The sequence below is a fragment of the Burkholderia sp. HI2500 genome (assembly GCF_002223055.1).
Taxonomy (GTDB): domain Bacteria; phylum Pseudomonadota; class Gammaproteobacteria; order Burkholderiales; family Burkholderiaceae; genus Burkholderia.
Genome location: NZ_NKFL01000006.1, coordinates 1,400,945 through 1,426,013, shown reverse-complemented (window position 1 = coordinate 1,426,013; position 25,069 = coordinate 1,400,945). Strand labels below are relative to the sequence as shown.

Below are 25,069 nucleotides of genomic sequence, written 5' to 3'. Positions count from 1 at the left end.
CCGGCGGCGCGCATTTCAACGACACGACGCGCGACCGCCTTCCTGGAGGAGACATCATCATGGCCGATACGCTGTCCATCGACGTCAGCGAATGGATCGACCGGCATCGCGTGGCGCCGTTTCAGGCCGCGATCGTCGTCCTGTGCTTTCTGATCGTCGCGATCGACGGTTTCGATACCGCATCGATCGGGTTCATCGCCCCCGTCATCCGCGCGGAATGGGGGCTGTCGCCCGCGCAGCTCGCACCGGTGTTCGGCGCGGGGCTCGCCGGGTTGATGGCCGGCGCGCTCGTGTTCGGGCCGTTCGGCGACCGGTTCGGCCGCAAGCGGCTGCTGCTCGCCTGCGTGGCGTGCTTCGGCATCGCGAGCGCCGCGTCGGCGAGCGCGGGCGGCCTGACCGAGCTGATCGCGTGGCGCTTCGTGACCGGGCTCGGGCTCGGTGGCGCGATGCCCAATGCGATCACGCTCACGTCCGAATACTGCCCGGCGCGGCGCCGTTCGCTGCTGGTGACGACGATGTTCTGCGGCTTCACGATCGGCTCCGCGCTCGGCGGGCTCGCGGCTGCGTCGTTGATCGAACACCACGGCTGGCGCGCGGTGCTCGTCGTCGGCGGGGCCGCGCCGTTGTTGCTGCTGCCGGTGCTCGCGTGGCGGCTGCCGGAATCGGTGCGCTATCTCGTCAACGCAGGTGCGGCGCGCGAACGGATCGCGGCGATGCTGGGGCGCATCGCACCCGATCCGCATCTTGCGAACGCTTCGTTCATCGCGCCCGACGGCAAGCCGGCCGGGTCGCCGCTTGGCCGCCTGTTCGGTGCCGACCTGCTGCGCGGCACGCTGCTGCTGTGGCTCACGTTCTTCATGAGCCTGCTCGTGATCTACCTGCTGTCGAGCTGGCTGCCGACGCTGCTGCGCACGACCGGCGCGACGCTGCAGACGGCCGCACGCGTCACCGCGATGTTCCAGATCGGCGGCACGCTCGGCGCGATCGTCCTCGGCGGCTTGATGGACCGTTTCGATCCGCATCGTGTACTGGCCTGCAGCTATGCGGCGGCCGGTGTGTTCGTCGCCGCGATCGGCGTGTTTGCCGCATCGCCGTGGGGCGCCGCGCTCGCCGTGTTCGCGGCCGGCTTTTGCGTGTCGGGTTCTCAGGTCGGCGCGAACGCGTTGTCGGCCGCGTTCTATCCGACCGAGTGCCGCACCACCGGCGTGAGCTGGGCGAACGGGATCGGCCGTGGCGGCTCGGTCGTCGGATCGATGGCGGGCGGCGCGATGCTCGCGATGGGCGTGCCGTTGTCGACAGCGTTCGCCGTCGTCGCGGTGCCGTGCGTGATCGCGGGGATGGCGGTGCTGGCGCTCGGTGTGGTTCGCGCCGATTCGACGCGCGTAACTGCCGCGAAGGCGATGGCGGGCAAGCAGGCCTGAGCGACGGAGGGGGCACGGCCGCCTGCCTCTGCCGGTAAACCGCGGGGAACATCATTATATAAATCAATATAATATTGATTCTTTAATTGTGTCCCTGCGCCGATGAACGACGATCTTTCCACCGGGTTGCCGGAACCCGACCCGATGCGTGCGGCTGCCGAATCGGCCTGCGCGCTGCTCAAGGTGATGTCGAATCCCGACCGGCTGCTGCTGCTCTGCGAACTGTCGCAAGGCGAGCGGTGCGTCAGCGATCTCGAGACGGCGCTGGATATCCGCCAGCCGACCCTGTCGCAGCAGCTCGGCGTGTTGCGGGACAACGCGCTGGTTCGCACGCGCCGCGAGGGCAAGAACATCCACTATTCGCTCGACAGCCCGGCCGCGATCGCGGTGATGGGCGTGTTGTACGAACAGTTCTGCGGCCCGGCCGCGAAGGGGCGGCGCGATGCAGCTTGATGCGCTTCATTTCACGCCGTGGCTGTCGCTGGCCGGCGGCGTCCTGATCGGGCTCGCGGCCGCGTGGCTCGTCGCGTTCAACGGCCGGATTGCCGGCATCAGCGGCATCGTCGGCGGTCTGCTCACGGCACGCGCGGGCGAGCGCGACTGGCGCGCTGCGTTCGTCGCCGGGCTGATCGCCGCGCCGCTTGTGATGTACGTCGCAGGGAATCGTATGACGCCGCTTGTCGATGCAGGCTGGGTCGAACTGGTGGCGGCCGGGCTGCTGGTCGGCGTCGGCACGCGCTATGCGGGCGGTTGCACGAGCGGCCACGGCGTGTGCGGGATGTCGCGCGGTGCGTTGCGCTCGGTGGTCGCGACGGTAGTCTTCATGGTCGCAGGCTTCGCGACCGTCTTCGTGCGACGGCACGTGCTGGGAGGCTGACATGCAGGCAGGATTCGCGTTTCTGGCGGGGCTGCTGTTCGGCACCGGCCTCATCGTGTCGGGCATGGCCAATCCGCAGAAGGTGCTCGGTTTTCTCGACCTGGCGGGCCGCTGGGATCCGTCGCTCGCGTTCGTGATGGCCGGTGCGACGGGCGTGGCCGTGTTCGCGTTCGCCTGGGCGAAGCGCCGGACGCGGACGTGGCTCGGCTTGCCGATGCAGTTGCCGGCCGTGCGTGCGATCACCGTGCGGCTGGTTGCCGGAAGTGCGGTGTTCGGCATCGGCTGGGGGATCGCCGGGTTCTGCCCGGGGCCCGCGATCGTGTCGATCGGCTTCGGGTCGGCGAAGGGGATCGTGTTCGTCGTCGCGATGCTGGTAGGGATGGCGGTGTTCGAGTGGGTCGAGCGGCGCAGGAGTGTGCGGTGATGTCGGGGCCGCCGCGTGCCAGGCAGGGTGCGGCGGTTGCGCGTGCAGCGCGACGTGACGACCGATGCGATTGCGCGGCATTTCCCGGCCGGAACGCGGATGAACCAGCCGCCGGGCGGGATGCTGCTGTGGATCGCGCTGCCGGACGGCATGCGCTCCGAGGCGCTGTTCGACGCCGCGCTCGCGCACGGAGTCAGGATCGCGCCCGGCTCGATCTTCTCGAATTCCGACCGCTTCGACCGCTTCGACGGCTATATCCGGCGCGCTTGCACGCGCGTGTCCGATGCGGCGCACGAAGCGGCATTTGAAACGCTCGGCCGCCTCGTACGGGAAGCCACCGCGGCCACGTAAGCATGGTGTCGGCCGGCCGGGCCAGCGAATTCGCAGGCCCTCCGGCTTTCCGGGCCACCGACGCGGCCAGCCGCCGCCATTTCATCGGCTGGCCGAGTGCGTGGCGAGGTGCTGGCGGATCAACGACAGGTAACGATCGCCGACCGAGAAATCGCGAGCGGCGCGCGGCCGTTCGGCCTGGCGCAGCGTGGCCGGTGCGCTCATGCCCAGATACCGGCATACGGCGGACGGGAAGGGCTTGCGCGTATGCCCGAGCTGGCGAGCCGCGCGCTCGACGCGGGCATCACCGACCTGAGCGCGGAGCCACGCCAGCACTTGGCGATCAGCTTCGTTGACGATACGGACCAGATGTTCCATCGCGCACCTCACTGTTCATAAATACAGTACTGTAAATATAACCAGTGTTTGCGGTGACCGCAAGCGGGTGCGCATGCGGCTGGCCGTTCGGCCAGGGTCAGCGAGCCGGTACGGTGGTTCGCGTGATCCGGCCAGCAGGAGCGGCGGGCGCCACAGGAGCCGCAACCTTCGTGTAGCGCGCGTCGGTCAGCGTGCCGAGGAACGCGACGATGTCGTCGATTTCCGCGTCGCTCAGTGCGGGTGGCGTGCCCGGCCGACGGTTCATCGGCGTCGAGTTGACGTTGATGTTGCCGCGGTAGGCGGCCGGCACGTCGTCGAACGTTCTGGCCCCGTGATACCAGAAGCCCGGGTCGGTCGAGCGCGTGTTGTAGAACGCGACCGCGTCGCGCAGCGTCGTGAACACGCCGTTGTGCATGAACGTCTGCTTGACCGCGACGTTGCGCAGCCCCGGCGTGCGCAGGTAGCCGCACCATTGCGTCGGCTCGGGCCAGCGCAGCCGACGTGCGGTGTCGCACAGCCCGTTGTCGAAATGGCGCGGATCGCGGTTCGCCGGCAGCGCGCGGTTGCGCGGCACCGCGATCGCGTCGTAGCCGAAATCGGTGAAGAGCGAACGCTCCGGGCGGCTCGACGTCTCCGACAGCGTATGGCAGCTCATGCAGTTGCCCTTGTCGGGATTCCGGAACAGCGCGAGGCCGCGCATTTCGGCCGGCGCGAGTGGCTTGCGCGTGCGCAGGAAAACATCGAAACGCGACGTGAACGGCGCCATCTCGTCGCTCTGCAGATAGGCCTCGACGGCCAGGCCCATCGCATGCACCAGTTGCTCGGGATCGCGCCGCACCGGCGCGCCGAAACGTGCGGCGAGATCGGGCGCGAGTTCGGTCGCGTCGACCTTGCGCAGCAGCGCGGCCGGCGACCGGTTGTTCATCTCGTTCGGATCGAACAGCGGCCCGCGGATCTGCTCGGCGAGCGTATCCGCGCGGCCATCGCTGAACAGGCCGCCGAACGGCGACGGCGCGGGTGCGTCGTCATCCTGGTAGAAGTGGCGGCGCGGCACGTAACGCACATAGAGCAGCGACGGCGCGTTGCGCTGGCTGAAACGCCCGGGCCGGCTGCCTTCCGGCACACCGGGCCCCGCGAGCGAGGCGGCCGACAGCGTCGGCGCGAACGCGCGGCCCGGATCGTGGCAGCCCGCGCACGACATGCCGCGCGGCTCGGACAGCCGCGGATCGAAGAAGATCCGGCGGCCGAGCGCGACGAGCGTCGGGTCGGGCGCGAAGCGGGCGGTCGCCGCATCGATCTTGCCCGTCACCTGCGGCGTGCCGTTGCCGATCGTGTCGACCACTCGCGAAGGCGGCGCGCCGGGGAGCAGGACCGTTTCGGCCGGCGCGGCGTGAGCCGCGAGCGTCAGGCCGGTGAATACGACCGCCGTGGCTAGCGTGCGCAGCGTTTGCAGGCCGCCCGCATGGCGGCCGTCACATCGAACCCCTTCACTCACGGCGCAATGAACCCCGTCTTGTCGCAGGCGAGCGTCGTGCCCGACTGGTCGCACGACGCGAGCAGCTTGCCGGCCGCCGAATACGCGTGGAACACCCAGCCGGTCGCCGGGGCGGCGCGACGTTCCATGATCAGGAAGCCGAAGCTGTTGTTGTGCGACAGCCGTTCGATCACGGCGCCCGGTGCGGGCGTCAGGCCGGCCGGGAACGGGTCGGGCAGCGCGACGTCGAGATTGTCGCCGCCGTTGCCGGACACGATCGTCGCGGGATGCCCGGACGAGAAGTTGATTGCCTGGAAGTCGTGCACGTGCCCGTGCAGCGCGACGTGCACGCCGGGCGGGTAGTACGCCTGCGCGTTGAGGCTCGACATCACCGACTGCAGCGCGAGGTTGCCCGGCGCGGGCGTGCTGCCGGCGATCGGCGCGAACGCGAGGATCGGATGGTGGTTCGTGAAGATCGTCGTCGTCATGCCGGCCTTCGACGCGAGCGCGGCGACCGTCTGGAACTGCTTCTGGTAGATGCCGAATTGCGCGTCGGTCGTCTTGAGCGGCGTGCGGCCGACCTTCGCGGTGTCGAACACGATCACCTGCGAGCCGCCGCCGAGCGACACCGCATAGGGTTCCGAATAGTTCGCGTTGTTGTCGTTGGCCGGATCGTCGCACGAGCGCGCGGCCGAATACGGGCGCGGATCGAGGAAGCGGAACCAGCCCTGGCCCGCCCGCGCGCACTCCTCGTGGTTGCCGCGCACGACGACCCATGGCGCCTTCGCGAGCAGCGGCGCGGCCGGGCGGAACAGGTCGGCCTGCCACGTATCCCAGCCATAGCCCCACGGGCTGTCCTTACAGCCGGCGATGTCCGGCGGGCACGCGTTCTCGCGATAGTGGTAGTCGCCGATGTGCATCACGAGGTCGGGCGACAGCTTCGCGACGCTGGCCGCGATCGTGTCGAACGGCCACACCGTCGCGTCGTTGCACGCCTGCCACGCGTTGTCGGCTTTCTTCATGCGGCAGCCGGTATCGGCGATGATCGCGATGCGTTGCGGCTGCGCCTTCGGCAGCGGCAGCGTGCGGCCCGCGACGCTCGCCGCCTGCGCGCCGGCCGGCAGCGTCATCTCGCAGACGGACACCGGGAAGCTCGACGGCTTCGAATCGGACGGATCGCTGGCGGTGGGCCGCTGGGCAAGGGTAGCGGCGCCCGCGCGCACGGCCATGCGCGACAGCTTGCCGTCGACGGTCAGTTGCGGGCACAGCGGATCGCCGGCCGACGCGGGTGTGTAGTTCGTGATGACGCGCGCGATCGCCTGGTTCGACTCGCCGATCTCGACCCATGCGGCCTGGACGTTGGCCGATGCGCTCGCCGGATCGGCCGGCGAATCGATGTGGTTCGAGCACGCGGACAGCGCGGCGAGGGCAGCAAGGGGAGCGCAGCGCACGAGCAGCGCGCGCGTGAGGAGTCGTCGCATGGGAGGCACCGTAGGAAAGTCGTCAACGATACGCAGCGCGAATGTAAGAAATATGAAAAAAACCGGGCGCGACAGGGCGCTTGAGCACGGCCCGGGGGCTTGACCTCAAGCCGGCTTGAAGCAGCATAGTGCGAGGCACGATCAATGAGCCAGAAGGGGAATCGACGATGGAAACCAGCCTGCCCAATGACGAACAATCCGCGCTCTGGAACGGCCCGTCGGGGCGCGCGTGGGTCGACACGCAGGCGCCGATCGACCGGATGTTCGAGCCGCTGGAAAAGTTGCTCGTGGATGCAGCGGCTACATCGTCCGCGCGCAGCGTGCTCGACGTCGGCTGCGGCACGGGCGCGGTCACGCTCGCGATCGCGCGGCGGCTCGCGGCGGACGCGCAGTGCACGGGCATCGATATCTCTGCCCGGATGATCGACGCCGCGCAGGCGCGCGCCGAACGCAGCGGCGTTCACGCCCGTTTCGTGCGCGCGGATGTGCAGACCCACGCGTTCGAGCCCGCGAGCGTCGACCTGATCGTGTCGCGCCTGGGTGTGATGTTCTTCGACGATCCGGTTCGTGCTTTTGAGAATCTGCGGCATGCGGCACGGCCGAATGCGCAGATGCGGTTCATCGCATGGCGCAGCGCGGCCGACAATCCATTCATGACGATCGCCGAGCAAGCCGCCGCGCCGTTGCTGCCGAACCTGCCCGCCCGGCGGCCCGGCGCGCCGGGGCAATTCGCGTTCGGCGACCGGCAGCGCGTTGCGTCGGTGCTGTCGGACAGCGGCTGGGCGGACATCGTGATCGAGCCGGTCGATCTGGCGTGCGCGCTGCCTGCTTCCGCGCTGGACGACTACATCTCGCGGCTGGGCCCGGTCGGGCTGGCGTTGCTGGAGGTGGACGAGGCGACCCGGCGGCGCGTGGTCGACACGATGCGTGCCGCGTTCGCGCGTTACGTGGAGGGTGCCGATGTGCGCTTCGACGCGGCATGCTGGCTCGTGACGGCGCGGGCACCGTCCGCGTAATGCGTTGCGGTAACGAGGCAGGTCAACGAAGGGCCGTCCGGTTCGCCCCGCGCGTGGCCGTTCGCGCGGGACGAAGCCGGGCCGCGTGACACACGCGCGTCAGTGTCGCCGCGCGCGCAACATCAACCACGCGCATCCGCCGGCGACCAGGGCGAGACCGAGCAGCACGGCTTCGACGCCGAGTGCAAATCCGGGCGGCATGTTCCCGGTATCCGGCACCGGCGACAGGTTGACGCCCATCGCGATGGCGCCGCCGGCGAGCAGCGCCGCGCAGACGATCCAGTAGACCTTGCCGCTGGGCGCCGCGGCCCGGATTCGCCACAGCGCGATGCCGGCGCCGCTGAGATAGAGCACGGCGAGCGTGCCGAGCGCGATGACGTCGGAGGCGCGGCTTTGCAGGAGTCCGGTCATCGTGCCGCTCCATCGTGGATGGCGAACCGCCACGGCATGGCAAGGGCGGAGTTCATTCGGCCTCCGTCGCATGCCCCGGCGCGCGGCTCAGCAGATGCGTGCGCTTGTCAGCCGCGAGCGACACGTAGCGTTCGTACTGGCGCAGCACATCGGCAATCACTTCGTCGCCGCGCAGGTATTCGACGTCGTAGCCGAGCCGCCCGTCCTCGAAGAACGTGACGATCCCGTACACGTGGGCCCGTTCCGCTTCCGGCTCGGCTGCCTCGCGCACCAGGAACGCGGCCGCGGATTTCACCGTCACGCGCACGCCGTACACGAAATCGCGGTGGTCGGCGGTCGGCACGGTGAGCCGCACGGCATCGTCGCTGTCGCGCTGCACGTTCGCATCGACGCCGCTCGCGCGCAGCTCGTCGGCGACCTTGCGCAACGCGGGCTCGACCGTCTCGGCGACGAACTGGCGCGCTTCGGCTTCGGTCGTCTGCCGCAGGATGTGCGTCAGGCGGTGGCGCCAGTGCTGGCCGGTCCAGAAGCTCGTCGCGGGCGCGATGTCCTGCGAATAGTGCGCGCGGTCGGCCGCGAGCCCGCGCCACAGCCCGTAGCAGAGCGCGAGCATGATGATCGCCACCGGAAGCGCGGCGATCAGCGTCATTGCCTGCAAGGCGCCGAGGCCGCCGGCGACGAGCAGCACCGCGGCCGTCACGCCGAGCAGCGCGGCCCAGAACAGCCGTTGCCACACGGGCGAGTGCGCGTTGCCGCGCGTCGCGATCTGGTCGAGCACGAACGCGCCCGAATCGGCGGACGTGACGAAGAACACCGCGATCAGCACGATCGCGACGATCGACAGCCCTTGCGACAGCGGCAGGAAATCGAAGAAGCGGAACAGCAGCGCGTCGACGTTGGTGGCCGTCTGCGCTAGCGCGCCGGCCGCGCCGTGCGTATCGAGCCAGATCGCGCTGTTGCCGAACACGGTCATCCACACGAGATTGAACGCGGTCGGCACGAGCAGCACGCCGATCACGAACTGACGGATCGTGCGGCCACGCGAGATGCGCGCGATGAACATGCCGACGAACGGCGACCACGATACCCACCATGCCCAATAAAGGATCGTCCAGCCGCCGAACCAGCCTTCCTCGCGCGGCGACGCGTACGCATAGGTGCGGAACGACAGGTCGACGAGATGCGACAGGTACTGGCCGATGTTGTCGCCGAGCGCGCGCAGCAGGAACGACGTCGGTCCCGCGACGACCACGAACGCGAGCAACAGGAACGCGAGCAGCAGGTTCAGCTCGGACAGCCGCCGCACGCCCTTGTCGAGGCCACTCGCGGCGGAAGCACCCGCGAGCAGCACGACCAGCACGACCAGCCCGATGCGGAACGCGTTGCCGCTGGTGTCCCAGCCCACGACCGTGTGCAGGCCGGCGCTGATCTGCATCACGCCGTAGCCGAGCGTCGTCGCGATGCCGGCGACCGTGCCGACCAGCGCGAACGCGTCGACCGTGTGGCCGATCCAGCCGTTGATGCGCTCGCGCAGCACCGGATACAGCCCCGAGCGCAGCGTCAGCGGCAGGTTGTAGCGGAAGCCGAAATACGCGAGCACGAGCCCCATCAACCCGTAGATCGCCCACGCGTGGAAGCCCCAGTGGAAGAACGTCATCAGCATCGCCTCGCGCGCGGCGGCGGGCGTGCCGGGGTCGACGGTCGGCGGCTTCAGGAAGTGCTGCATCGGCTCGCCGACGCCGAAATACATCAGGCCGATGCCCATGCCGGCCGCGAACAGCATCGCCGTCCACGACACGAAGCTGAATTCGGGTTCGGCGTCGTCGGGGCCGAGCCGGATGTTGCCGAAGTCGCTGGCGGCGATCAGCACGAGAAACACGAGGAAGCCGGTGACGGCGAGCACGTAGAACCAGTCGAAGCGTGCGATGACCCATTGCTGGCCGGCGGAGAACAGCGCGCCGGCTTCGCTCGGGTGCAGTGCGCACACGACGAGCAGTGCGCCGATGACCGCGAGCGCGGGCAGGACGACCTGCGGCTTGAACGTCGTGCGGGGCGAGGGACGGGAATCTGGCATGGCTGGCATCCAGTTGTGGGCGCAACGAGGCGCGACGCCGCCCGGCGCGCGTGTCGCGCGTCGGACCCTGATACGGCGTGCGTCGAGTGTACCGCGGTGTCAGGACTGCAAGAAGGGGGCATGCAGAAGAGGTGAACCTGACGAATTGTAAGGTATTGGGAGGATCGAGAAAACCCGGGAGGTTCGCCCGGCGGGCGGACGGGGCGCGGCAAACGCCGTGGCGGACGTTTATCGGGCGCCCGGACGGCGCGCGTGGAATGCGGGAAATGCGCGTGTCGTCCGGGGCAGGGGCAGCGCGCCGAAAGCGCTGCCGCGAGGGTTCAGAACGTGACGGCGATCCCGGCCATGCCGACGAACTGGCCGCGCGTCGTCGACGGCGTGAGCTGCTGCGAATCGCCGACGATCGGTGCCGCGTCGATCACGTGGCCCGCGCCTTGCGCACCGAGCGTCTGCCCGCTCGAATGCGTGTACGCCTGCAGCGCATAGAGCGTCGTGCGCTTCGACAGGCTGTACGACTCCTTCAGCGAATACTGCTGGTAGCGGGCCGCACTGTTGATGCCGTTCGCCTTCGACGCGAGCGTGTACGCGAACGCGCCGGCCACCGAGAATACCGGCGTGAAGCGGTACGCGGCGAGCGCGCCGTAGGTGTTGAACACGGCCGTGTCCGTGAACGCCGAGCCGTTGCCGGGCAGGTACTTCACGTTCGAGTAGTTGAGACCCATCGTCAGGTCGCCGAGCGTGTAGTTGCCGGCCGCCGCGACCTGCTCGACGGCCTTCGCGGTCAGGTAGCCCTGGTTCAGCACCGACACCGCGAAGCTGCCCGACGCGGCGGTCGCCGGATTCAGGAAGCCCGCCGACGAGCCCGAGCTGTTGATGCGCAGGTAGCCGGCCGCGACGCCGATCGGCCCGTTCGCATAACGCAGCGCGGCGCTGAACGTGTTGCCCTTGCCGGTCGCGCCGGCAATGCCGCCGAAGGCATACATCGTGCTGGCGGTCAGCCCGGCGAAGGTCGGCGACGTATAGGTGACCGAGTTGTTCACGCGTGTCGTCGTGTCGAGGCCGTCGATGTCACCCGGATGCGCGCCCGTCGCGCCGGTCAGCCAGCTGCTCGATGCGTACGGCCCGACGAACAGGAAGTAGGGCGTGTACTGGCGGCCGGCCGTCATCGTGCCGTAGTGATCGTTGCGCAGGCCGACGAACGCCTGGCGATTGAAGATCAGGCCGGCGGCGGATTGCGCGCCGTTGTTCAGGTTGAAGCCGGACTGCAGGTCGAAGATCGCATGCGTGCCGCCGCCGAGATCCTCGTCACCGCGCAGCCCGAACTTCGACGCATACAGGTTGCCGTCGCGCATGTAGACGTTCGAGTGGCCCTGCTGGTTGTTCACGTACGCGAGCGAATCGTCGACGACACCGTACAGCGTCACGCTGCTCTGCGCGTGGGTGGCGGTCGTGCCGAGCGATGCAGCCGATAAAATCAGGATTGCATAGCGATTGACGGGTGCTTTCATTGACGATCTCCAGATCTCTTCATCTTTTCAAGGGGGGCGGGAGGCTCGGTCGCCTCCTCTGTGGCGGGCGGCGGGCCGCGTGAACGGCCCGTCTTGCGCGGGTGACGCGGTTCAGCTGTCGAATGCGACGACGAGCCGGCGCCATACGCCGTCCTGCGCATCCTGCTCGATGCGCGCGCCGCGCACGGCGACCGTGCCGTGCAGCGACGCGGGCAACAGGATCTCGACGCGGTCGGCCGGGCGTGCCGGGCGGCCGTCCCAGCGCACCGATACGCCGAGCGCGCCCGACGCTTCGCGGCCGGTCTCGATGCGCCACAGCCCGTATTCGCCGTCGCGCCATGCTTCCGTCTCGCCATCGTCCTCGACGCATTCGCCGTACGCGACACCGTCCTCGATGCGCGGCGCAACGAGGAAGCCGCGCGTGTCGGCACGCGCGCCGAAATGCTGTTCCGCGACGTTCAGCGGCAGCACGCGGCCCTCGCGCAGCAGCATCACCGGCGTGTCGAGCGGCGCGGGCAGCGTCACGCTCGCGCCGCCGTTGAACGCTTGCGCGCTCGCGCAGCACAACCAGCGCGCGCCCGACGGCAGATAGACGGTGCGCGCCGTCAGGCCGGGATCGACGACCGGCGCGACGAGCAGCGCGTCGCCGAGCATCATGTCGTCACATTCGTCGTAGCAGCGCGCATCGCCGGGGAAATCGGCGAAGGTCGGCCGCAGCACGGGTTCGTAGCGCGTCGTCGACAGCCACAGCAGGTGATAGAGGTAGGGCAGCAGACGGTAGCGCTGCTTGATCAGCGACGCGATCTGCGCGGTGATCTCCGGGTACATCCACGGTTCGTTGACGGTGCCGTCGTCGTTCCACGAGTGGATGCTGAAGCGCGGCATGAAGAGGCCGAACTGCACCCAGCGCAGCAGCAGTTCCGGCGACGGCGCGGGCCCGGAGAAGCCGCCGATGTCGTGACCGATGTTCGACACGCCCGACAGCGCGAGCCCGAGGCCCATCTTCAGGTTGTAGCGCAGGGTTTCCCACGACGTATAGTTGTCGCCGGACCAGGTCTGCACGTAGCGCTGCATGCCGGCGCCGCCGGAGCGCGACACGAGGAACGGCCGCCGCGCCGGCGCATGCGCGCGCTGCGCGTCGCGCGACGCGCGCATCATCAGCATCGTCTGCAGCACCTTCGCTTCACGCACGGGATACGGCTGGCCGAAACCGTGCGCGATCGCGTCGGGCGACCAGATCTCGTACTCGTTGTTGTCGTTCCAGGTCGACTCGATCCCGTAGTCGAGCAGCGCCGACGTGACCTGCTCGCGCCACCAGCGGTACGCATCGGGCTGCGTGAAGTCGAGATACGCGCCGACCTCGTCCCAGAACTGCACCCATGCGGGCTCGCCGGACGCCGAGCGGATCAGCAGCCCGCGCCTGGCCGCCTCTTCGAATGCGGGATGGTCGCGCAGCAGGCACGGCTTGATGTTCGCGCACAGGCGGATGCCGTGGTCGCGGTAATGCTTCACGAAGCCCTTCGCGTCGGGAAACTTGTCGCGGTTCCAGTTGAACACGTAGCGCTTCGCGCCGATCGACGTATAGCCCGACGACAGGTGGAACGAATCGCACAGGATGTCGTGCGTGTCGCATTGCTCGACGAACTGGTTCATCTGCTGCTGCGCGTCCGGCGCATCGGTGTAGCGCATCGTTGAGCCCGAATAGCCGAGCCCCCATTTCGGCGTGCGCGCGGGGCGCCCGGTGAGCCACGTGAAGCGCCGCGCAGCGGCGAGCGGCGTGTCGGGCGACGCGATGAAGTAGTAGTCGAGATCGCCGTGCTCGGCGACGAAATAGCGGTATGGGCCGTGATAGTTGTCGAGCTCGCGGCCCATGTCGAACGCGCAGTCCGACAGCGTGTCGTAGAACAGCCCGAACCCCTGGCACGCTGCGGGCGACCAGGTGATGTAGAACGGAATGTGCTTGTACAGCGGGTCGGTGTGCTTCGCGCTGTAGCCCATCGCGTCGATGTTGCGCATCTCGAAGCGCGCGCCGGTGCGGTCGAGGTCGCCCGCACGTTCGCCGAGGCCGAACACCTTGTCGCCGCGCTCGCGGGCGACGTAGTGATACGCGCGATCGTCCCACCAGCCGAAGTTGTACGCCTGCGTCGCACGGTCGGCGAGTGCGACGCGCCAGGTGCCGTCCGCGCCGCGCATCGACCACGTGCAATGGCCGCCTTGCCGGCGCACCGCGAGCCGGATCTGTACGGTCTCGATGCACACGCTCTCATCGTCTTCGACGAGGGTAAAGGAGGGCAGCGCGAAGCCGCTCAAGTCGAGGCGGTCGCGCCCGTCGAGCGACACGTCGTCGAGGCCCGGCGCGATCGACCACGTGCGCGGGTTGCGCGCCGTCGCGTCGGGCAGCACGCGCACCCGTACGATGTCATCCTCGAGCACGAAGATCTCGACGGTTGCGCCCGCCTCGGACGCGAGCAGCACACGGTTCGCGTGCTGGCCGGCGACGCGGAACACGGGCGGATGAAGAAGCGAAGTCATGAATGCGATTCCTGGTAAGGGCGAAGGTCAGGCGTGCCGGGCGAGCAGGCGTTCCTGCTTCGACTGCCCGCGGATCAGCATCGCGAGCAGCGTGACGCCGATGATGTCGAACAGGCCGAGGCACGCGAACAGCGGCGCGTAGCCGATCTTGTCGGCGAGCGCGCCGACCAGCAGCGAGAAGCCGAGCCCGCCGATCCACGCGGCCATTCCGGCGAAGCCGCTCGCGGTACCGACTTCCTCGGGATCGAACACGTCGGCCGACAGCGTGTTGACGAGCGCGGAGATCATCTGGTGCGCGAAGCCGCCGACGCAGAACAGCGCGATGGCCATGTACGGCGACGCGACGAGCCCGATCATCGCGGGACCGAGCATCAGCACCGCGCCGAGCGCGACGCCGGCAACGCGCGACCACACGAGCGGCAGCTTGAACCGTTTCGCGAGATACGGCGACAGGTAGCCGCCCGCGATGCCGCCGAGGTCGGCCGCGAGAAAGGGCATCCACGCGAAGATCGCGATCTGCTTGAGTTCCATGTGGCGCTCGGTCGCGAGATAGAGCGGAATCCAGAAGCTGAAGGTCTGCCACGCGGGCTCGGCGAAGAAGCGCGGCAGCGCGATGGCCCAGAAGCGCCGCGCGGTGACGACGTCGCGAATGCGGCGCTTCGACACGGGCGGCATCGTCGCCTGGCCGTCGCGGATCAGCGCGCGCTCCTGCTGCGTGATGCGCGGATGGTCGGCCGGCGACCGGTACTGCGCATACCAGAGCGCGGCCCACACGAAGCCGAGCGCGCCGGTGGCCATGAACGCGGCCTGCCAGCCGAACCGCATCGACAGGAACACGACGAGCGGCGGCGCGATCGCGGCGCCGAGCGACGTACCCGCGTTGAAATAGCCGACCGCGACGGATTTCTCGCGATCGGGAAACCATTCGGCGACCGCCTTCATCCCGGACGGAATCGCGGCGGCTTCGAACAGGCCGAGAAAGCCGCGCAGGATGCCGAGCGACAGCCAGCCCGACGCGAAGCCGTGCGCGACGCCGACGATCGACCACAGCATCGCGAACAGCGCGAACCCGAGCCGTAGCCCGATCAGGTCGACGACGAAGCCGCACACGGGCTGCATGATCGTGTAACCGATCTGGAACGCGCCGACGATGTACGAATACTGCTGCGTCGAGATCGAAAAGACCTGCTTCAGCTCGGGGGCGAGCACCGCGAGGGAGTTCCGTGCGAGGTAGTTGAGGATCGTGCCGAGACATACGAGCACGATGATCCACCAGCGCAATGCCTTGACTGTCTTCACTGCTGTCTCCTGTCAGAGGGGCGGGCGCCCAGCGCCCGCCGATCCGTAAGGGCCATCCGCCCGGGATGGCTTATTCGTTTTATTCGTACGATGTCCGATCTTGATTGGAGCGGGTTATGCCGGCTTATATCGAAAATACGGTATTCGAACGAACATTTTGTCGTCGTCGAGCTGCGACGTTATCTGACGACTGATCATTTTCGAGCATCCTATGTTCGAATTCGAATCCGGTCAACGTGAAAATGCATTCGAACGAACTTGCTCGGGGTTTTCCCGAGGAGCACGGCCACACAGCGTGCTTGGCAACGCACGGCGATCACGCGCGAAGGCCCGTGCGGCGGGGCAGTGCGCGCATCGGGTGATCGAAAGGCGCGGGGCGCGGCGTGACGAATCCTGATGAAAATTTATTTCTTTTCGAGGCGGGAGTTGTGTAAATTCATTTTCATCATCCTTGCAACAACCCTTCGCATGACGCCTCTCGTTCCGCCCGACGCCAGTCACGACGAACCCGCGATCGCCGAGCGGATCGCGTCGGCGATGCCGTTGATGACGCCGATCCACCGCCGCATGGGCGAGTTCGTGCTCGCGAATCCGTTCCGCGCGGCGACGATGCGCATCGACGAACTCGCGCAGGCCGTGAACGCGTCGATCGCGACCGCGAACCGCTTCGCGAAGGCGCTCGGTTTCGACGGCTATCCGGCGATGCGCGCGGCGCTCGTGCGTGGCTTCGAGGCGACGCTCGGGCCGGTCGAGCGGCTGCGTTCCGCGCAGGAGCAGGAGCCCGGCGTACGCGGCGCCGCGTGGATCGACGCGGTATTCGACCAGGCCGTCGCGAACATCGAGAACACGCGTGCGCAACTGGACGCAGCCGATGTCGAGGCCGCGGTCGAGGCGATCGTCGGCGCGCGGCGCGTGCTGATTCTCGGCGCGGGGTCGAGCGCGTTTCTCACCGGGCTGATGGAGCACGGGCTGTCCGTCTGCCATGACAACGTGCAGTCGCTCGCATTGCTCGGCGGCCCGTCGCACGCGGCGCGGCGGCTGTACACGGCCGACTCGCGCGATCTCGTGATCGCGCTCGCGTTTCCGCGCTACGTGAAGGACACCATCGAACTGGCCCGTCGCGCGGCGGCGCGCGGTGCGCGCGTGCTGGGCATCTCCGACGGCCCGCAATCGCCGCTTGCGCCGATTGCGTCGCTGAACCTGTACGTCAAGGCCGAGCGGCGCTTCGCGGCGACGTCGGAAGCGGCCGTGCTCGCGATGATCGAGGCGCTGATCGACGCGGTCGCGCTGCGCACGCACCGATCCGCGAAATCCGCGGCCGAGATGACCGAATTCCTGCTGCCGTGGCTCGTCCAGCCGCAAGCGACGCTGCCGGCCGCCAACCCTTCTACTCACCGTCCGAAAAAAACATGACTTCACCCGCGATCGTTGCGATTCACGGCGGCGCAGGCACGATCCTGCGCGAGGCGATGGATTCCGACACCGAACGTCAGTACCGTGCCGAACTGACCGCCATCCTGACGGCCGCGCAGCAGGTGCTGGCCGACGGCGGCAGCGCGCTCGACGCCGTCACCGTCGCGGTGCGGATGCTCGAGGATTGTCCGCTGTTCAACGCAGGACGCGGCGCCGTCTATACGGCGGAGGGCAAGCACGAACTCGACGCGGCGGTGATGGATGGCGCGACGCTCGGTGCCGGCGCGATCTGCTGCGCGACGCGCGTGCGCAATCCGGTGCTGGCCGCGCGGCGCGTGATGGAAGCGAGCGAGCACGTGCTGTTCGCCGGTGAGGGCGCCGATGCGTTCGCGGCCGCGCAGGGGCTCGAACTCGCGGAACCGGATTACTTCCACACCGAGGCGCGTCACGCGCAGTGGGTCAAGGCGCGCGCAGCGGCGGGCGCCATGCTCGACCACGACGCGGCGACGTTCACGTTCGGCGCATCACAGCAACTGCAGCAGCCGGCCGAACCGCTCGACCCGGACCGCAAGCACGGCACGGTCGGCGCGGTCGCATGCGACCAGCACGGCCACATCGCGGCGGCGACGTCGACGGGCGGCATCACGAACAAGCAGCCGGGGCGTGTCGGCGATTCGCCGATCATCGGCGCGGGCTGCTATGCGGACGACGCAACCTGCGCGGTGTCGTCGACGGGCACCGGCGAGATGTTCATCCGGCTCGCGACCGCACACGACGTGGCCGCGCAGATCGCGTATCGCGGCGCATCGCTCGCCGATGCCGCGCACGACGTCGTGATGAACAAGCTGCCGCGCCTCGCAGGCCGCGGCGGGATCATCGCGGTCGATGCGCAGGGCAACGTCGCGATGCCGTTCAACACCGAAGGGATGTACCGCGGCTATGCGCGCGTCGGCGAAGCGCCGGTGGTCGGCATCTATCGCGACGACGACACGGCCTGATCCCGGCCCGCACGAGGAGGAGACCCACGATGACTTCGAGCCGTAACCCGTCCGGCCTGGTGCTGCCCGAGCAGCGCGTGGTGGCCGTCGACGACCTGTCGGTCACGTTCCGCCGCGAAGGCGCGACGTTCGACGCGGTACGCAACGTGTCGTTTCACGTCGACCGCGGCGAGACGCTCGCGATCGTCGGCGAATCGGGCTCGGGCAAGTCGGTCACGTCGCTCGCGCTGATGCGGCTCGTCGAGCACGGCGGCGGCGCGATCACGAACGGCCGGATCGCGTTCCGCCGGCGCGGCGGTGCGATTGTCGATCTCGCGCAGGCCAGCGGCGCGACGATGCGCGGCATTCGCGGCGCGGACATCGCGATGATCTTCCAGGAGCCGATGACGTCGCTGAACCCGGTGTTCACGGTCGGCGACCAGATCAGCGAGGCGATCGCGCTGCACCAGTCGAAAAGCCTGTCGGAAGCACGCGCGGAAACGCTGCGGCTGCTCGAACTCGTGCGCATTCCGGAGGCGCGCCGCGTGTTCGCGCGCTATCCGCACCAGTTGTCGGGCGGGATGCGGCAGCGCGTGATGATCGCGATGGCGCTGTCGTGCCGGCCGTCGCTGCTGATCGCCGACGAGCCGACGACCGCGCTCGACGTGACGATCCAGGCTCAGATCCTGCAACTGGTGCGCGGGCTGCAGGACGAGATGAACATGGGCGTGATCTTCATCACGCACGACATGGGCGTGGTGGCCGAAGTGGCCGACCGCGTGCTCGTGATGTATCGCGGCGAGAAGGTCGAGGAGGGCGAGTCGGATCGCATCTTCGCGGCGCCGGAGCATCGCTACACGCGCGCGTTGCTCGCGGCCGTGCCGAAACTCGGCTCGATGCAGGGCACCGATGCGCCCGAGAAATTCCCGCTGCTGAAGGTGGAGGGCGCGAGCACGGCGGCGCCGGCTGCGTCGCCCGCCCCCGCGGCGAACGACGCTGCGCAGCCGCCCGTCGATCAGTCCGCGTCGCCGATCCTGCGCGTGCGCGATCTCGTGACGCGCTTCCCGGTGAAGAGCGGTGTGTTCGGCCGCGTGTCGCAATACGTGCATGCGGTGGAACGGGTGAGCTTCGAGCTGCGCGCGGGGGAGACGCTCGCGCTGGTCGGCGAATCGGGCTGCGGCAAGTCGACCACCGGCCGCTCGCTGCTGCGCCTCGTCGAATCGCAGAGCGGCTCGATCGAGTTCGACGGCCGCGACATCAGTGCGCTGAAAGGCCCGGACCTGCAGGCGCTGCGCCGGAACATCCAGTTCATCTTCCAGGATCCGTTCGCGTCGCTGAACCCGCGCCTGACCGTCGGCTTTTCGATCATGGAGCCGCTGCTCGTGCACGGCGTCGCGAGCGGCCGCGAAGCGCAGGCGCGCGTCGACTGGCTGCTCGACAAGGTCGGCCTGCCGCCCGAGGCCGCGCGCCGCTATCCGCACGAATTCTCGGGCGGCCAGCGCCAGCGGATCGCGATCGCGCGTGCGCTTGCGCTGAACCCGAAAGTCGTGATCGCCGACGAATCGGTGTCGGCGCTCGACGTGTCGGTGCAGGCACAGATCGTCAACCTGATGCTCGACCTGCAGCGCGAGCTCGGCGTCGCGTATCTGTTCATCTCGCACGACATGGCGGTGGTCGAGCGCATCAGCCATCGCGTCGCGGTGATGTACCTCGGCCAGATCGTCGAGATCGGCCCGCGCCGCGCGGTGTTCGAGGCGCCGCAGCACCCGTACACGAAGAAGCTGATGAGCGCGGTGCCGGTGGCCGATCCGGCACGCAGGCATGCGCCGCGCCAGCTGGCGGCCGACGAAATCCCGAGCCCGATCCGCGCGGTCGGCGACGAGCCCGCCGTCGCGCCGCTCGTCGCGGTCGGCCCCGATCATTACGTCGCGACGCATCGCGTCGGCGGCGCGTACTGAAGCAATGCGTCGCCACGGCGATGCGCGAGCGTGCAGGAAGTCGAAACCGAAACGCCCGTGAGGCGTCACCGATTCACCGATAGGAGCCCAGCAACATGACCAAGCAGCATCCGTTCCCGATGTTTCGTCCGCGCGCGTGTTTCGTCGCGCTTGCCGGCGCGTTCGCGCTGTCGGCCGCGGTGCCCGCGTTCGCGCAGCAGACCGCGGTGATGGCGGTGGATTCGACGTTCACGACGATGGACCCGTACGACGCGAACGACACGGTGTCGCAGGCCGTCGTCAAGTCGTTCTACCAGGGGCTGTTCGGCTTCGACAAGGACATGAAGCTCGTCAACGTGCTGGCGACGAGCTACGACGCGAGCCCCGATGCGAAGACGTACACGATCAAGCTGCGCCAGGGCGTCAAGTTCCACGACGGCACCGATTTCAACGCGGCGGCCGTGAAGGCGAACTTCGACCGCGTGACCGATCCGGCGAACCACCTGAAGCGCTACAACATGTTCCGCGTGATCGAGAAGACCGAAGTGGTCGATCCGTACACGGTGAAGATCACGCTGCGCGAGCCGTTCTCGGCGCTGATCAACACGCTCGCGCACCCGTCGGCCGTGATGATCTCGCCGGCCGCGCTGAAGAAGTGGGGCCGCGACATCGCGCTGCATCCGGTCGGCACCGGCCCGTTCGAATTCGTCGAATGGAAGCAGACCGACGACCTGAAGGTGAAGAAGTTCGCCGGCTACTGGAAGAAGGGCTATCCGAAGATCGACGCGATCGACTGGAAGCCGGTGGTCGACAACAACACGCGTGCCGCGCTGATCAAGACGGGCGAAGCCGATTTCGCGTTCCGCATCCCGTTCGAGCAGGCGGTCGACCTGAAGGGCAACCCGAAGGTCGACATCGTGGAGCGGCCGTCGATCGTGCAGCGCTACGTGTCGCTGAACATGCTGCAGAAACCGTTCGACAACCCGAAGGTGCGCCAGGCGCTGAACTACGCGGTGAACAAGGAAGCGCTCGCGAAGGTCGCGTTCTCCGGCTTCGCGACGCCGTCCACCGGCGTGGTGCCGCAGGGCGTCGACTATGCGACGAAGCTGGGCCCGTGGCCGTACGACCCGGCGAAGGCGCGCGCGCTGCTGAAGGAGGCAGGCTATCCGAACGGCTTCGAGACGACGCTGTGGTCCGCGTATAACAACTCGACGTCGCAGAAGGCGATTCAGTTCGTGCAGCAGCAGCTCGCGCAGGTCGGCGTGAAGGTGCAGGTGCAGGCGCTGGAGGCCGGCGAGCGGGTCGCGAAGGTCGAGAGCGCGCCCGATCCGGCGAAGGCGCCGGTGCGGATGTACTACATCGGCTGGTCGTCGTCGACGGGTGAGGCGAACTGGGCGATCACGCCGCTGCTCGCCGGTGCGTCGGCGCCGCCGAAGCTCGTCAACACCGCGTACTACAAGAACGACACGGTCGACGGTGATCTGACGAAGGCGCTCGAGACGGTCGATCGCGCGAAGAAGACCGACCTCTACGCCGATGCGCAGAAGCAGATCTGGACCGACGCACCGTGGATCTTCCTCGTGCAGGAGAAGATCGTGTATGCGCGCAGCAAGCGGCTGCAGGGTGCGTACGTGATGCCGGACGGTTCGTTCAACTTCGACGAAATCTCGCTGAAATGACAGTGGTGATGACGGCGGTTCGTCCGCCATGCGGTGCCGGCGGCGCGAGCCGCCGGCACGCTGATTCGATCGGTGCCCCATGCTGAATTTTCTCGTCAAACGCCTGTTCGGCTTGCTGCCCACGCTCGCGATCGTCGCGGTGCTGGTGTTCCTGTTCGTCCACCTGCTGCCGGGCGATCCGGCGCGGCTCGCGGCCGGCCCCGAAGCCGACGACGCGACGATCGCGCTCGTGCGTGCCGATCTCGGGCTCGACCGCCCGCTGCCCGCGCAGTTCGTGAACTTCTTCACGAAGATCGCGCACGGCGACTTCGGCATGTCGACGCGCAGCAAGCGGCCGGTCTCGACCGAGATCGGCGAGCGCTTCATGCCGACGCTGATGCTGACGCTCGTCAGCATGGTGTGGGCGACGGCCTTCGGGATGGCGATCGGCATTGCGTCGGCAGTGTGGCGCAACCGCTGGCCGGATCGCCTCGGCATGACGCTCGCGGTGTCGGGCATCTCGTTTCCCGCGTTCGCGCTCGGCATGCTGCTGATGGAAGTCTTCTCGGTGAAGCTCGGCTGGCTGCCGGTCGTGCCGGACGGTTCGTGGAAGAGCTACGTGCTGCCGTCGCTGACGCTCGGCGCCGCGGTCGCGGCCGTGATGGCGCGCTTCACGCGCGCGTCGTTCGTCGAGGTGCTGAACGAGGATTTCGTGCGCACCGCGCGTGCGAAAGGCGTGCACGAGCCGATGGTGGTGCTCAAGCACTGCCTGCGCAACGCGATGATCCCGGTCGTCACGATGATGGGGCTGCAGTTCGGCTTCCTGCTCGGCGGCTCGATCGTCGTCGAGGTCGTGTTCAACTGGCCGGGGCTCGGCCGCCTGCTCGTCGACGCGGTAACGATGCGCGACTACCCGGTGATCCAGGCGATCGTGTTGCTGTTTTCGCTCGAGTTCATCCTGATCAACCTGACCGTCGACGTGCTGTACGCGGTCATCAACCCGACCATCCGGTTCAAGTGAGGCGCACATGAACGCGACAGTCCAGACCGCGGCGCCGGCCGCACCCGCCGCGATCCGCACGCCGTGGCGCGAATTCTGGCGCAAGTTCCGCAAGCAGACCGTCGCGCTCGTCGCGGGCGGCTTCGTGCTGGCGCTCGTCGTGCTGGCGTTCGTCGGCCCGCACATCGTGCCGTTCGATCCGGAGAACTATTTCGACTACGACGCGTTGAACGCGGGGCCGTCGGCCGTGCACTGGTTCGGCGTCGACTCGCTCGGCCGCGACATCTTCAGCCGGATCATCACGGGCACGCGCATCTCGCTCGCCGCCGGCTTCTTCTCGGTCGCGCTCGGCGCGGTGATCGGCACGTTCTTCGGTCTGCTCGCCGGCTACTACGAAGGCTGGTGGGACCGCATCACGATGCGCGTGGCCGACGTGCTGTTCGCGTTCCCGGGCATCCTGCTCGCGATCGGCGTGGTGGCGATCCTCGGCAACGGGATGGTCAACGTGATCTGCGCGGTCGCGATCTTCAGCATCCCGGCGTTCGCGCGGCTCGTGCGCGGCAACACGCTGATGCTCAAGCACATGACCTACGTCGAGGCCGCGCGCAGCATCGGCGCGTCGGACTGGACGATCATCATGCGGCACATCCTGCCGGGCACCGTGTCGTCGGTCGTCGTCTACTTCACGATGCGGATCGGCACGTCGATCATCACGGCCGCGAGCCTGTCGTTCCTCGGGCTCGGCGCGCAGCCGCCGACGCCGGAGTGGGGCGCGATGCTCAACGAGGCGCGCGCGGACATGGTGACGGCGCCGCACATCGCGATCTTCCCGAGCCTGGCGATCTTCCTGACCGTGCTCGCGTTCAACCTGCTCGGCGACGGGCTGCGCGACGCGCTCGATCCGAAGCTGGAGCGCCGCTGATGCGCGATGCACCGATGTGGACGGCGACGCTGCCGTCCGGGCCGCGCGGCACGATCGCCGACGTGCCGGGCGTGACGGTCGGCCATTGCACGCTCGACGCAGGCAACGTGCAGACGGGCGTGACCGTCGTGAAGCCGCATCCGGGCGACGTGTACCGCAGCAAGGTGCCGGCTGGGGCGGCGGTGATCAACGGCTTCGGCAAGAGTGTCGGGCTTGTGCAGGTCGACGAACTCGGCACGCTCGAGACGCCGATCGCGCTGACCAATACGTTCGGCGTCGGCGCGCTCGCGCAGGCGCAGATTCGCGCGGCGATCGCGGCGAATCCGCAGATCGGCCGCGACTGGTCGACCGTCAACCCGCTCGTGTTCGAGTGCAACGACGGCTATCTGAACGATATCCAGGCGTTCGCGGTCACGCCCGCGCATTACGACGACGCGTGCCGCGCGGCATCGCGTGACGTCGCACGCGGCGCGGTGGGCGCGGGGCGCGGGATGTCGAGCTTCGACCTGAAGGGCGGGATCGGTTCGGCATCGCGCGTCGCCGTCGCGGCCGGGCGGCCCTATACGGTCGGCGCACTCGTGCTCGCGAATTTCGGCCGGCTGCCGATGCTGACGCTCGGCGGCGTGCCGGTCGGGCGCATCGTCGCGCAACGGCGCGCGGCCGGGGCCGCGCATGCGGCGCCGCCGGAGCAAGGATCGATCATCCTGTTGCTGGCGACCGACGCGCCGCTCGATGCGCGGCAACTGTCGCGGCTCGCGCGCCGCGCCGGGGCGGGGCTGGCCCGCACGGGCTCGGTCTACGGGCACGGCAGCGGCGACATCGCGCTCGCCTTCTCCACCGCCTACACGATCGCGCACGACGCATCGACCCTCGCGCTGCCGGCCCTCGTCGCCGATGCGGCGCTCGATCCGCTGTTCATGGCCGCGGCCGAAAGCGTCGAGCATGCGATCGCCGACGCGCTGCTGCAGGCCGTGACGGTGGCCGGGCGCGACGGCCACGTGCGGCAATCGCTGCGCGATGCGGTGCCCGATCTCGATCGCCTGTTCAACGAAGGCCACGAAGGACGTCTTACCCAGTCATGAAGATCCTGATTTCGACCGACATCGAAGGCGTCGCCGGCGTATTCGCCATCGAGCAGACGCGCGCCGGCAATCCGGAATACGAGCGCGCGCGCCGCTGGATGACCGCCGAGGCGAACGCGGCGATCGAAGGCGCGTTCATGGGCGGTGCGCAGGCGGTGTGGGTCAACGATTCGCACGGCGGTTTCCGCAACCTGCTGCCCGACGGGCTCGATGCGCGTGCGCGTGTCGTCCTCGGCAAGCCGCGCACGCTCGGAATGATGACGGGCCTCGAGCAGCAGCCCGATCTCGTGTTCATGATCGGCTATCACGCGAAATCGCAGACGCGCGGCGTGCTCGCGCACACGATCAACAGCTTTGCGTTCACGCAGGTCTGGCTGAACGGCGTCGAACTCGGCGAAGCCGGGCTGTACGGCGCGCTGGCGCGCGAATACGGCGCGCACGTCGCGCTGGCCACGGGCGACGACGTGTTCGCGGAGGAAACGCGGCCGCTGTTTCCGGATGCGCATTTCGAGACGGTCAAGACGGCCGGCGGCGCGTCGAGCGGCGATACGCTCACGCCCGCCGCGTCATGTGCGCGGATCGCAGCGGCGGCGCGCGAAGCGGTTGCGCACGCACTGTCGGCAGGCGTGCGCGCCGGCGCCCATCGGCCCGCGCCGGCCGCGTGCACGCTGCGCGTGCAGACGGCGGCGCAGGCCGACCTGTTCTGCGTGCTGCCGTCGCTGGAGCGCGTCGATGCGGTGACGCTGCGCTTCGACGGGCCTTCGGTCGAGCATGTGGTGCGCACGCTGAACAGCTTGTCGGCGATGTCGTTCATGCTGCGGTGATGCGCATGACCGCCATGCTCCTTGCGCGCCG

21 protein-coding genes and 1 pseudogene are annotated in these 25,069 nt (G+C 68.5%); 14 read left to right on the top strand and 8 right to left on the bottom strand.

Annotated elements, in window-relative coordinates; translation table 11 throughout:
- Positions 1-59: 59 nt before the first annotated feature.
- The 5 genes and pseudogenes from CFB45_RS24125 to CFB45_RS24105 form a co-directional block, all read left to right on the top strand.
- On the top strand, positions 60-1,421 hold the full coding sequence (locus CFB45_RS24125; RefSeq protein WP_089429121.1) for an MFS transporter: 1,362 nt from the start codon (positions 60-62) through the stop codon (positions 1,419-1,421).
- A 102-nt stretch (positions 1,422-1,523) separates the two neighbouring features.
- A complete protein-coding gene (locus CFB45_RS24120) occupies positions 1,524-1,874 on the top strand; it encodes an ArsR/SmtB family transcription factor (RefSeq protein ID WP_089427714.1) in 351 nt (116 codons plus the stop codon).
- Positions 1,864-2,298: a YeeE/YedE family protein gene (locus tag CFB45_RS24115; protein WP_089427713.1), complete on the top strand. Its 435-nt coding sequence runs from the start codon at positions 1,864-1,866 to the stop codon at positions 2,296-2,298. The genes CFB45_RS24120 and CFB45_RS24115 overlap by 11 nt, the downstream gene beginning before the upstream one ends.
- Before the next feature lies 1 nt (position 2,299).
- Complete coding sequence (locus CFB45_RS24110; RefSeq protein WP_089427712.1) at positions 2,300-2,722, top strand: DUF6691 family protein; 423 nt, start codon at positions 2,300-2,302, stop codon at positions 2,720-2,722.
- A gap of 33 nt (positions 2,723-2,755) precedes the next feature.
- Positions 2,756-3,073 (top strand): annotated as a pseudogene (locus CFB45_RS24105) (PLP-dependent aminotransferase family protein); the annotation flags it as partial.
- An 81-nt stretch (positions 3,074-3,154) separates the two neighbouring features.
- On the opposite strand, the gene CFB45_RS24100 reads toward CFB45_RS24105, so the two are convergent.
- From CFB45_RS24100 to CFB45_RS24090, 3 genes are all read right to left on the bottom strand, one after another.
- Positions 3,155-3,430 (bottom strand): hypothetical protein, encoded by a 276-nt coding sequence (locus tag CFB45_RS24100; protein ID WP_011355479.1) that lies wholly within the window; start codon positions 3,428-3,430, stop codon positions 3,155-3,157.
- Positions 3,431-3,527: 97 nt separating this feature from the next.
- A complete protein-coding gene (locus tag CFB45_RS24095; protein WP_179255098.1) occupies positions 3,528-4,925 on the bottom strand; it encodes a cytochrome-c peroxidase in 1,398 nt (465 codons plus the stop codon).
- Positions 4,922-6,385, bottom strand: coding sequence for a metallophosphoesterase family protein (locus tag CFB45_RS24090; RefSeq protein WP_089427711.1), 1,464 nt, complete (start codon positions 6,383-6,385; stop codon positions 4,922-4,924). Before CFB45_RS24090 ends, CFB45_RS24095 begins: the two co-directional genes overlap by 4 nt.
- 167 nt (positions 6,386-6,552) lie before the next feature.
- On the opposite strand from CFB45_RS24090, the gene CFB45_RS24085 reads away from it, so the two are divergent.
- Positions 6,553-7,401, top strand: coding sequence for a class I SAM-dependent methyltransferase (locus CFB45_RS24085; protein WP_089427710.1), 849 nt, complete (start codon positions 6,553-6,555; stop codon positions 7,399-7,401).
- Positions 7,402-7,500: 99 nt separating this feature from the next.
- Here CFB45_RS24085 and CFB45_RS24080 read toward each other — a convergent pair whose 3' ends face one another.
- From CFB45_RS24080 to CFB45_RS24060, 5 genes are all read right to left on the bottom strand, one after another.
- Positions 7,501-7,812, bottom strand: a complete 312-nt coding sequence (locus tag CFB45_RS24080) for a hypothetical protein (protein WP_089427709.1) — start codon at positions 7,810-7,812, stop codon at positions 7,501-7,503.
- A 52-nt stretch (positions 7,813-7,864) separates the two neighbouring features.
- Positions 7,865-9,886 carry a BCCT family transporter gene (locus CFB45_RS24075; protein WP_089427708.1) on the bottom strand — a complete coding sequence of 674 codons (2,022 nt, stop codon included), beginning with the start codon at positions 9,884-9,886 and terminating at the stop codon, positions 7,865-7,867.
- A 320-nt stretch (positions 9,887-10,206) separates the two neighbouring features.
- A complete protein-coding gene (locus tag CFB45_RS24070; protein ID WP_089427707.1) occupies positions 10,207-11,394 on the bottom strand; it encodes a porin in 1,188 nt (395 codons plus the stop codon).
- 111 nt (positions 11,395-11,505) lie between these two features.
- Positions 11,506-13,926, bottom strand: a complete 2,421-nt coding sequence (locus tag CFB45_RS24065; protein WP_089427706.1) for a glycoside hydrolase family 31 protein — start codon at positions 13,924-13,926, stop codon at positions 11,506-11,508.
- A gap of 27 nt (positions 13,927-13,953) precedes the next feature.
- Positions 13,954-15,225: an MFS transporter gene (locus tag CFB45_RS24060; RefSeq protein ID WP_089427705.1), complete on the bottom strand. Its 1,272-nt coding sequence runs from the start codon at positions 15,223-15,225 to the stop codon at positions 13,954-13,956.
- Positions 15,226-15,693: 468 nt separating this feature from the next.
- Here CFB45_RS24060 and CFB45_RS24055 point away from each other — a divergent pair, with 468 nt between their 5' ends.
- The 8 genes from CFB45_RS24055 to CFB45_RS24020 all read left to right on the top strand — a co-directional run bounded on the left by CFB45_RS24055 (position 15,694) and on the right by CFB45_RS24020 (position 25,038).
- Entirely contained in the window at positions 15,694-16,638 is a 945-nt protein-coding gene (locus CFB45_RS24055; protein ID WP_089427704.1) for a MurR/RpiR family transcriptional regulator, read from the top strand.
- A complete protein-coding gene (locus CFB45_RS24050) occupies positions 16,635-17,636 on the top strand; it encodes an isoaspartyl peptidase/L-asparaginase family protein (RefSeq protein WP_089427703.1) in 1,002 nt (333 codons plus the stop codon). Before CFB45_RS24055 ends, CFB45_RS24050 begins: the two co-directional genes overlap by 4 nt.
- A gap of 29 nt (positions 17,637-17,665) precedes the next feature.
- Entirely contained in the window at positions 17,666-19,573 is a 1,908-nt protein-coding gene (locus CFB45_RS24045) for a dipeptide ABC transporter ATP-binding protein (protein WP_089427702.1), read from the top strand.
- Positions 19,574-19,668: 95 nt separating this feature from the next.
- Complete coding sequence (gsiB, locus tag CFB45_RS24040) at positions 19,669-21,231, top strand: glutathione ABC transporter substrate-binding protein GsiB (RefSeq protein ID WP_089427701.1); 1,563 nt, start codon at positions 19,669-19,671, stop codon at positions 21,229-21,231.
- A 79-nt stretch (positions 21,232-21,310) separates the two neighbouring features.
- On the top strand, positions 21,311-22,231 hold the full coding sequence (gene gsiC, locus CFB45_RS24035) for a glutathione ABC transporter permease GsiC (RefSeq protein ID WP_089427700.1): 921 nt from the start codon (positions 21,311-21,313) through the stop codon (positions 22,229-22,231).
- Between the two features lie 7 nt (positions 22,232-22,238).
- Positions 22,239-23,132: a glutathione ABC transporter permease GsiD gene (gene gsiD, locus CFB45_RS24030; RefSeq protein ID WP_089427699.1), complete on the top strand. Its 894-nt coding sequence runs from the start codon at positions 22,239-22,241 to the stop codon at positions 23,130-23,132.
- Complete coding sequence (locus CFB45_RS24025; protein ID WP_089427698.1) at positions 23,132-24,214, top strand: DmpA family aminopeptidase; 1,083 nt, start codon at positions 23,132-23,134, stop codon at positions 24,212-24,214. Before gsiD ends, CFB45_RS24025 begins: the two co-directional genes overlap by 1 nt.
- Complete coding sequence (locus tag CFB45_RS24020) at positions 24,211-25,038, top strand: M55 family metallopeptidase (RefSeq protein ID WP_089427697.1); 828 nt, start codon at positions 24,211-24,213, stop codon at positions 25,036-25,038. The genes CFB45_RS24025 and CFB45_RS24020 overlap by 4 nt, the downstream gene beginning before the upstream one ends.
- Positions 25,039-25,069: the final 31 nt, after the last annotated feature.

Bases quoted from the DNA above. Each gene is read 5' to 3' on its own strand.
- CFB45_RS24125 (WP_089429121.1), top strand. From the start codon at position 60: ATGGCCGATACGCTGTCCATCGACGTCAGCGAATGGATCGACCGGCAT.
- CFB45_RS24120 (WP_089427714.1), top strand. From the start codon at position 1,524: ATGAACGACGATCTTTCCACCGGGTTGCCGGAACCCGACCCGATGCGT.
- CFB45_RS24115 (WP_089427713.1), top strand. From the start codon at position 1,864: ATGCAGCTTGATGCGCTTCATTTCACGCCGTGGCTGTCGCTGGCCGGC.
- CFB45_RS24110 (WP_089427712.1), top strand. From the start codon at position 2,300: ATGCAGGCAGGATTCGCGTTTCTGGCGGGGCTGCTGTTCGGCACCGGC.
- CFB45_RS24100 (WP_011355479.1), bottom strand. From the start codon at position 3,430: ATGGAACATCTGGTCCGTATCGTCAACGAAGCTGATCGCCAAGTGCTG.
- CFB45_RS24090 (WP_089427711.1), bottom strand. From the start codon at position 6,385: ATGCGACGACTCCTCACGCGCGCGCTGCTCGTGCGCTGCGCTCCCCTT.
- CFB45_RS24085 (WP_089427710.1), top strand. From the start codon at position 6,553: ATGGAAACCAGCCTGCCCAATGACGAACAATCCGCGCTCTGGAACGGC.
- CFB45_RS24080 (WP_089427709.1), bottom strand. From the start codon at position 7,812: ATGACCGGACTCCTGCAAAGCCGCGCCTCCGACGTCATCGCGCTCGGC.
- CFB45_RS24075 (WP_089427708.1), bottom strand. From the start codon at position 9,886: ATGCCAGATTCCCGTCCCTCGCCCCGCACGACGTTCAAGCCGCAGGTC.
- CFB45_RS24070 (WP_089427707.1), bottom strand. From the start codon at position 11,394: ATGAAAGCACCCGTCAATCGCTATGCAATCCTGATTTTATCGGCTGCA.
- CFB45_RS24065 (WP_089427706.1), bottom strand. From the start codon at position 13,926: ATGACTTCGCTTCTTCATCCGCCCGTGTTCCGCGTCGCCGGCCAGCAC.
- CFB45_RS24055 (WP_089427704.1), top strand. From the start codon at position 15,694: ATGACGCCTCTCGTTCCGCCCGACGCCAGTCACGACGAACCCGCGATC.
- CFB45_RS24050 (WP_089427703.1), top strand. From the start codon at position 16,635: ATGACTTCACCCGCGATCGTTGCGATTCACGGCGGCGCAGGCACGATC.
- CFB45_RS24045 (WP_089427702.1), top strand. From the start codon at position 17,666: ATGACTTCGAGCCGTAACCCGTCCGGCCTGGTGCTGCCCGAGCAGCGC.
- gsiB (WP_089427701.1), top strand. From the start codon at position 19,669: ATGACCAAGCAGCATCCGTTCCCGATGTTTCGTCCGCGCGCGTGTTTC.
- gsiC (WP_089427700.1), top strand. From the start codon at position 21,311: ATGCTGAATTTTCTCGTCAAACGCCTGTTCGGCTTGCTGCCCACGCTC.
- gsiD (WP_089427699.1), top strand. From the start codon at position 22,239: ATGAACGCGACAGTCCAGACCGCGGCGCCGGCCGCACCCGCCGCGATC.
- CFB45_RS24025 (WP_089427698.1), top strand. From the start codon at position 23,132: ATGCGCGATGCACCGATGTGGACGGCGACGCTGCCGTCCGGGCCGCGC.
- CFB45_RS24020 (WP_089427697.1), top strand. From the start codon at position 24,211: ATGAAGATCCTGATTTCGACCGACATCGAAGGCGTCGCCGGCGTATTC.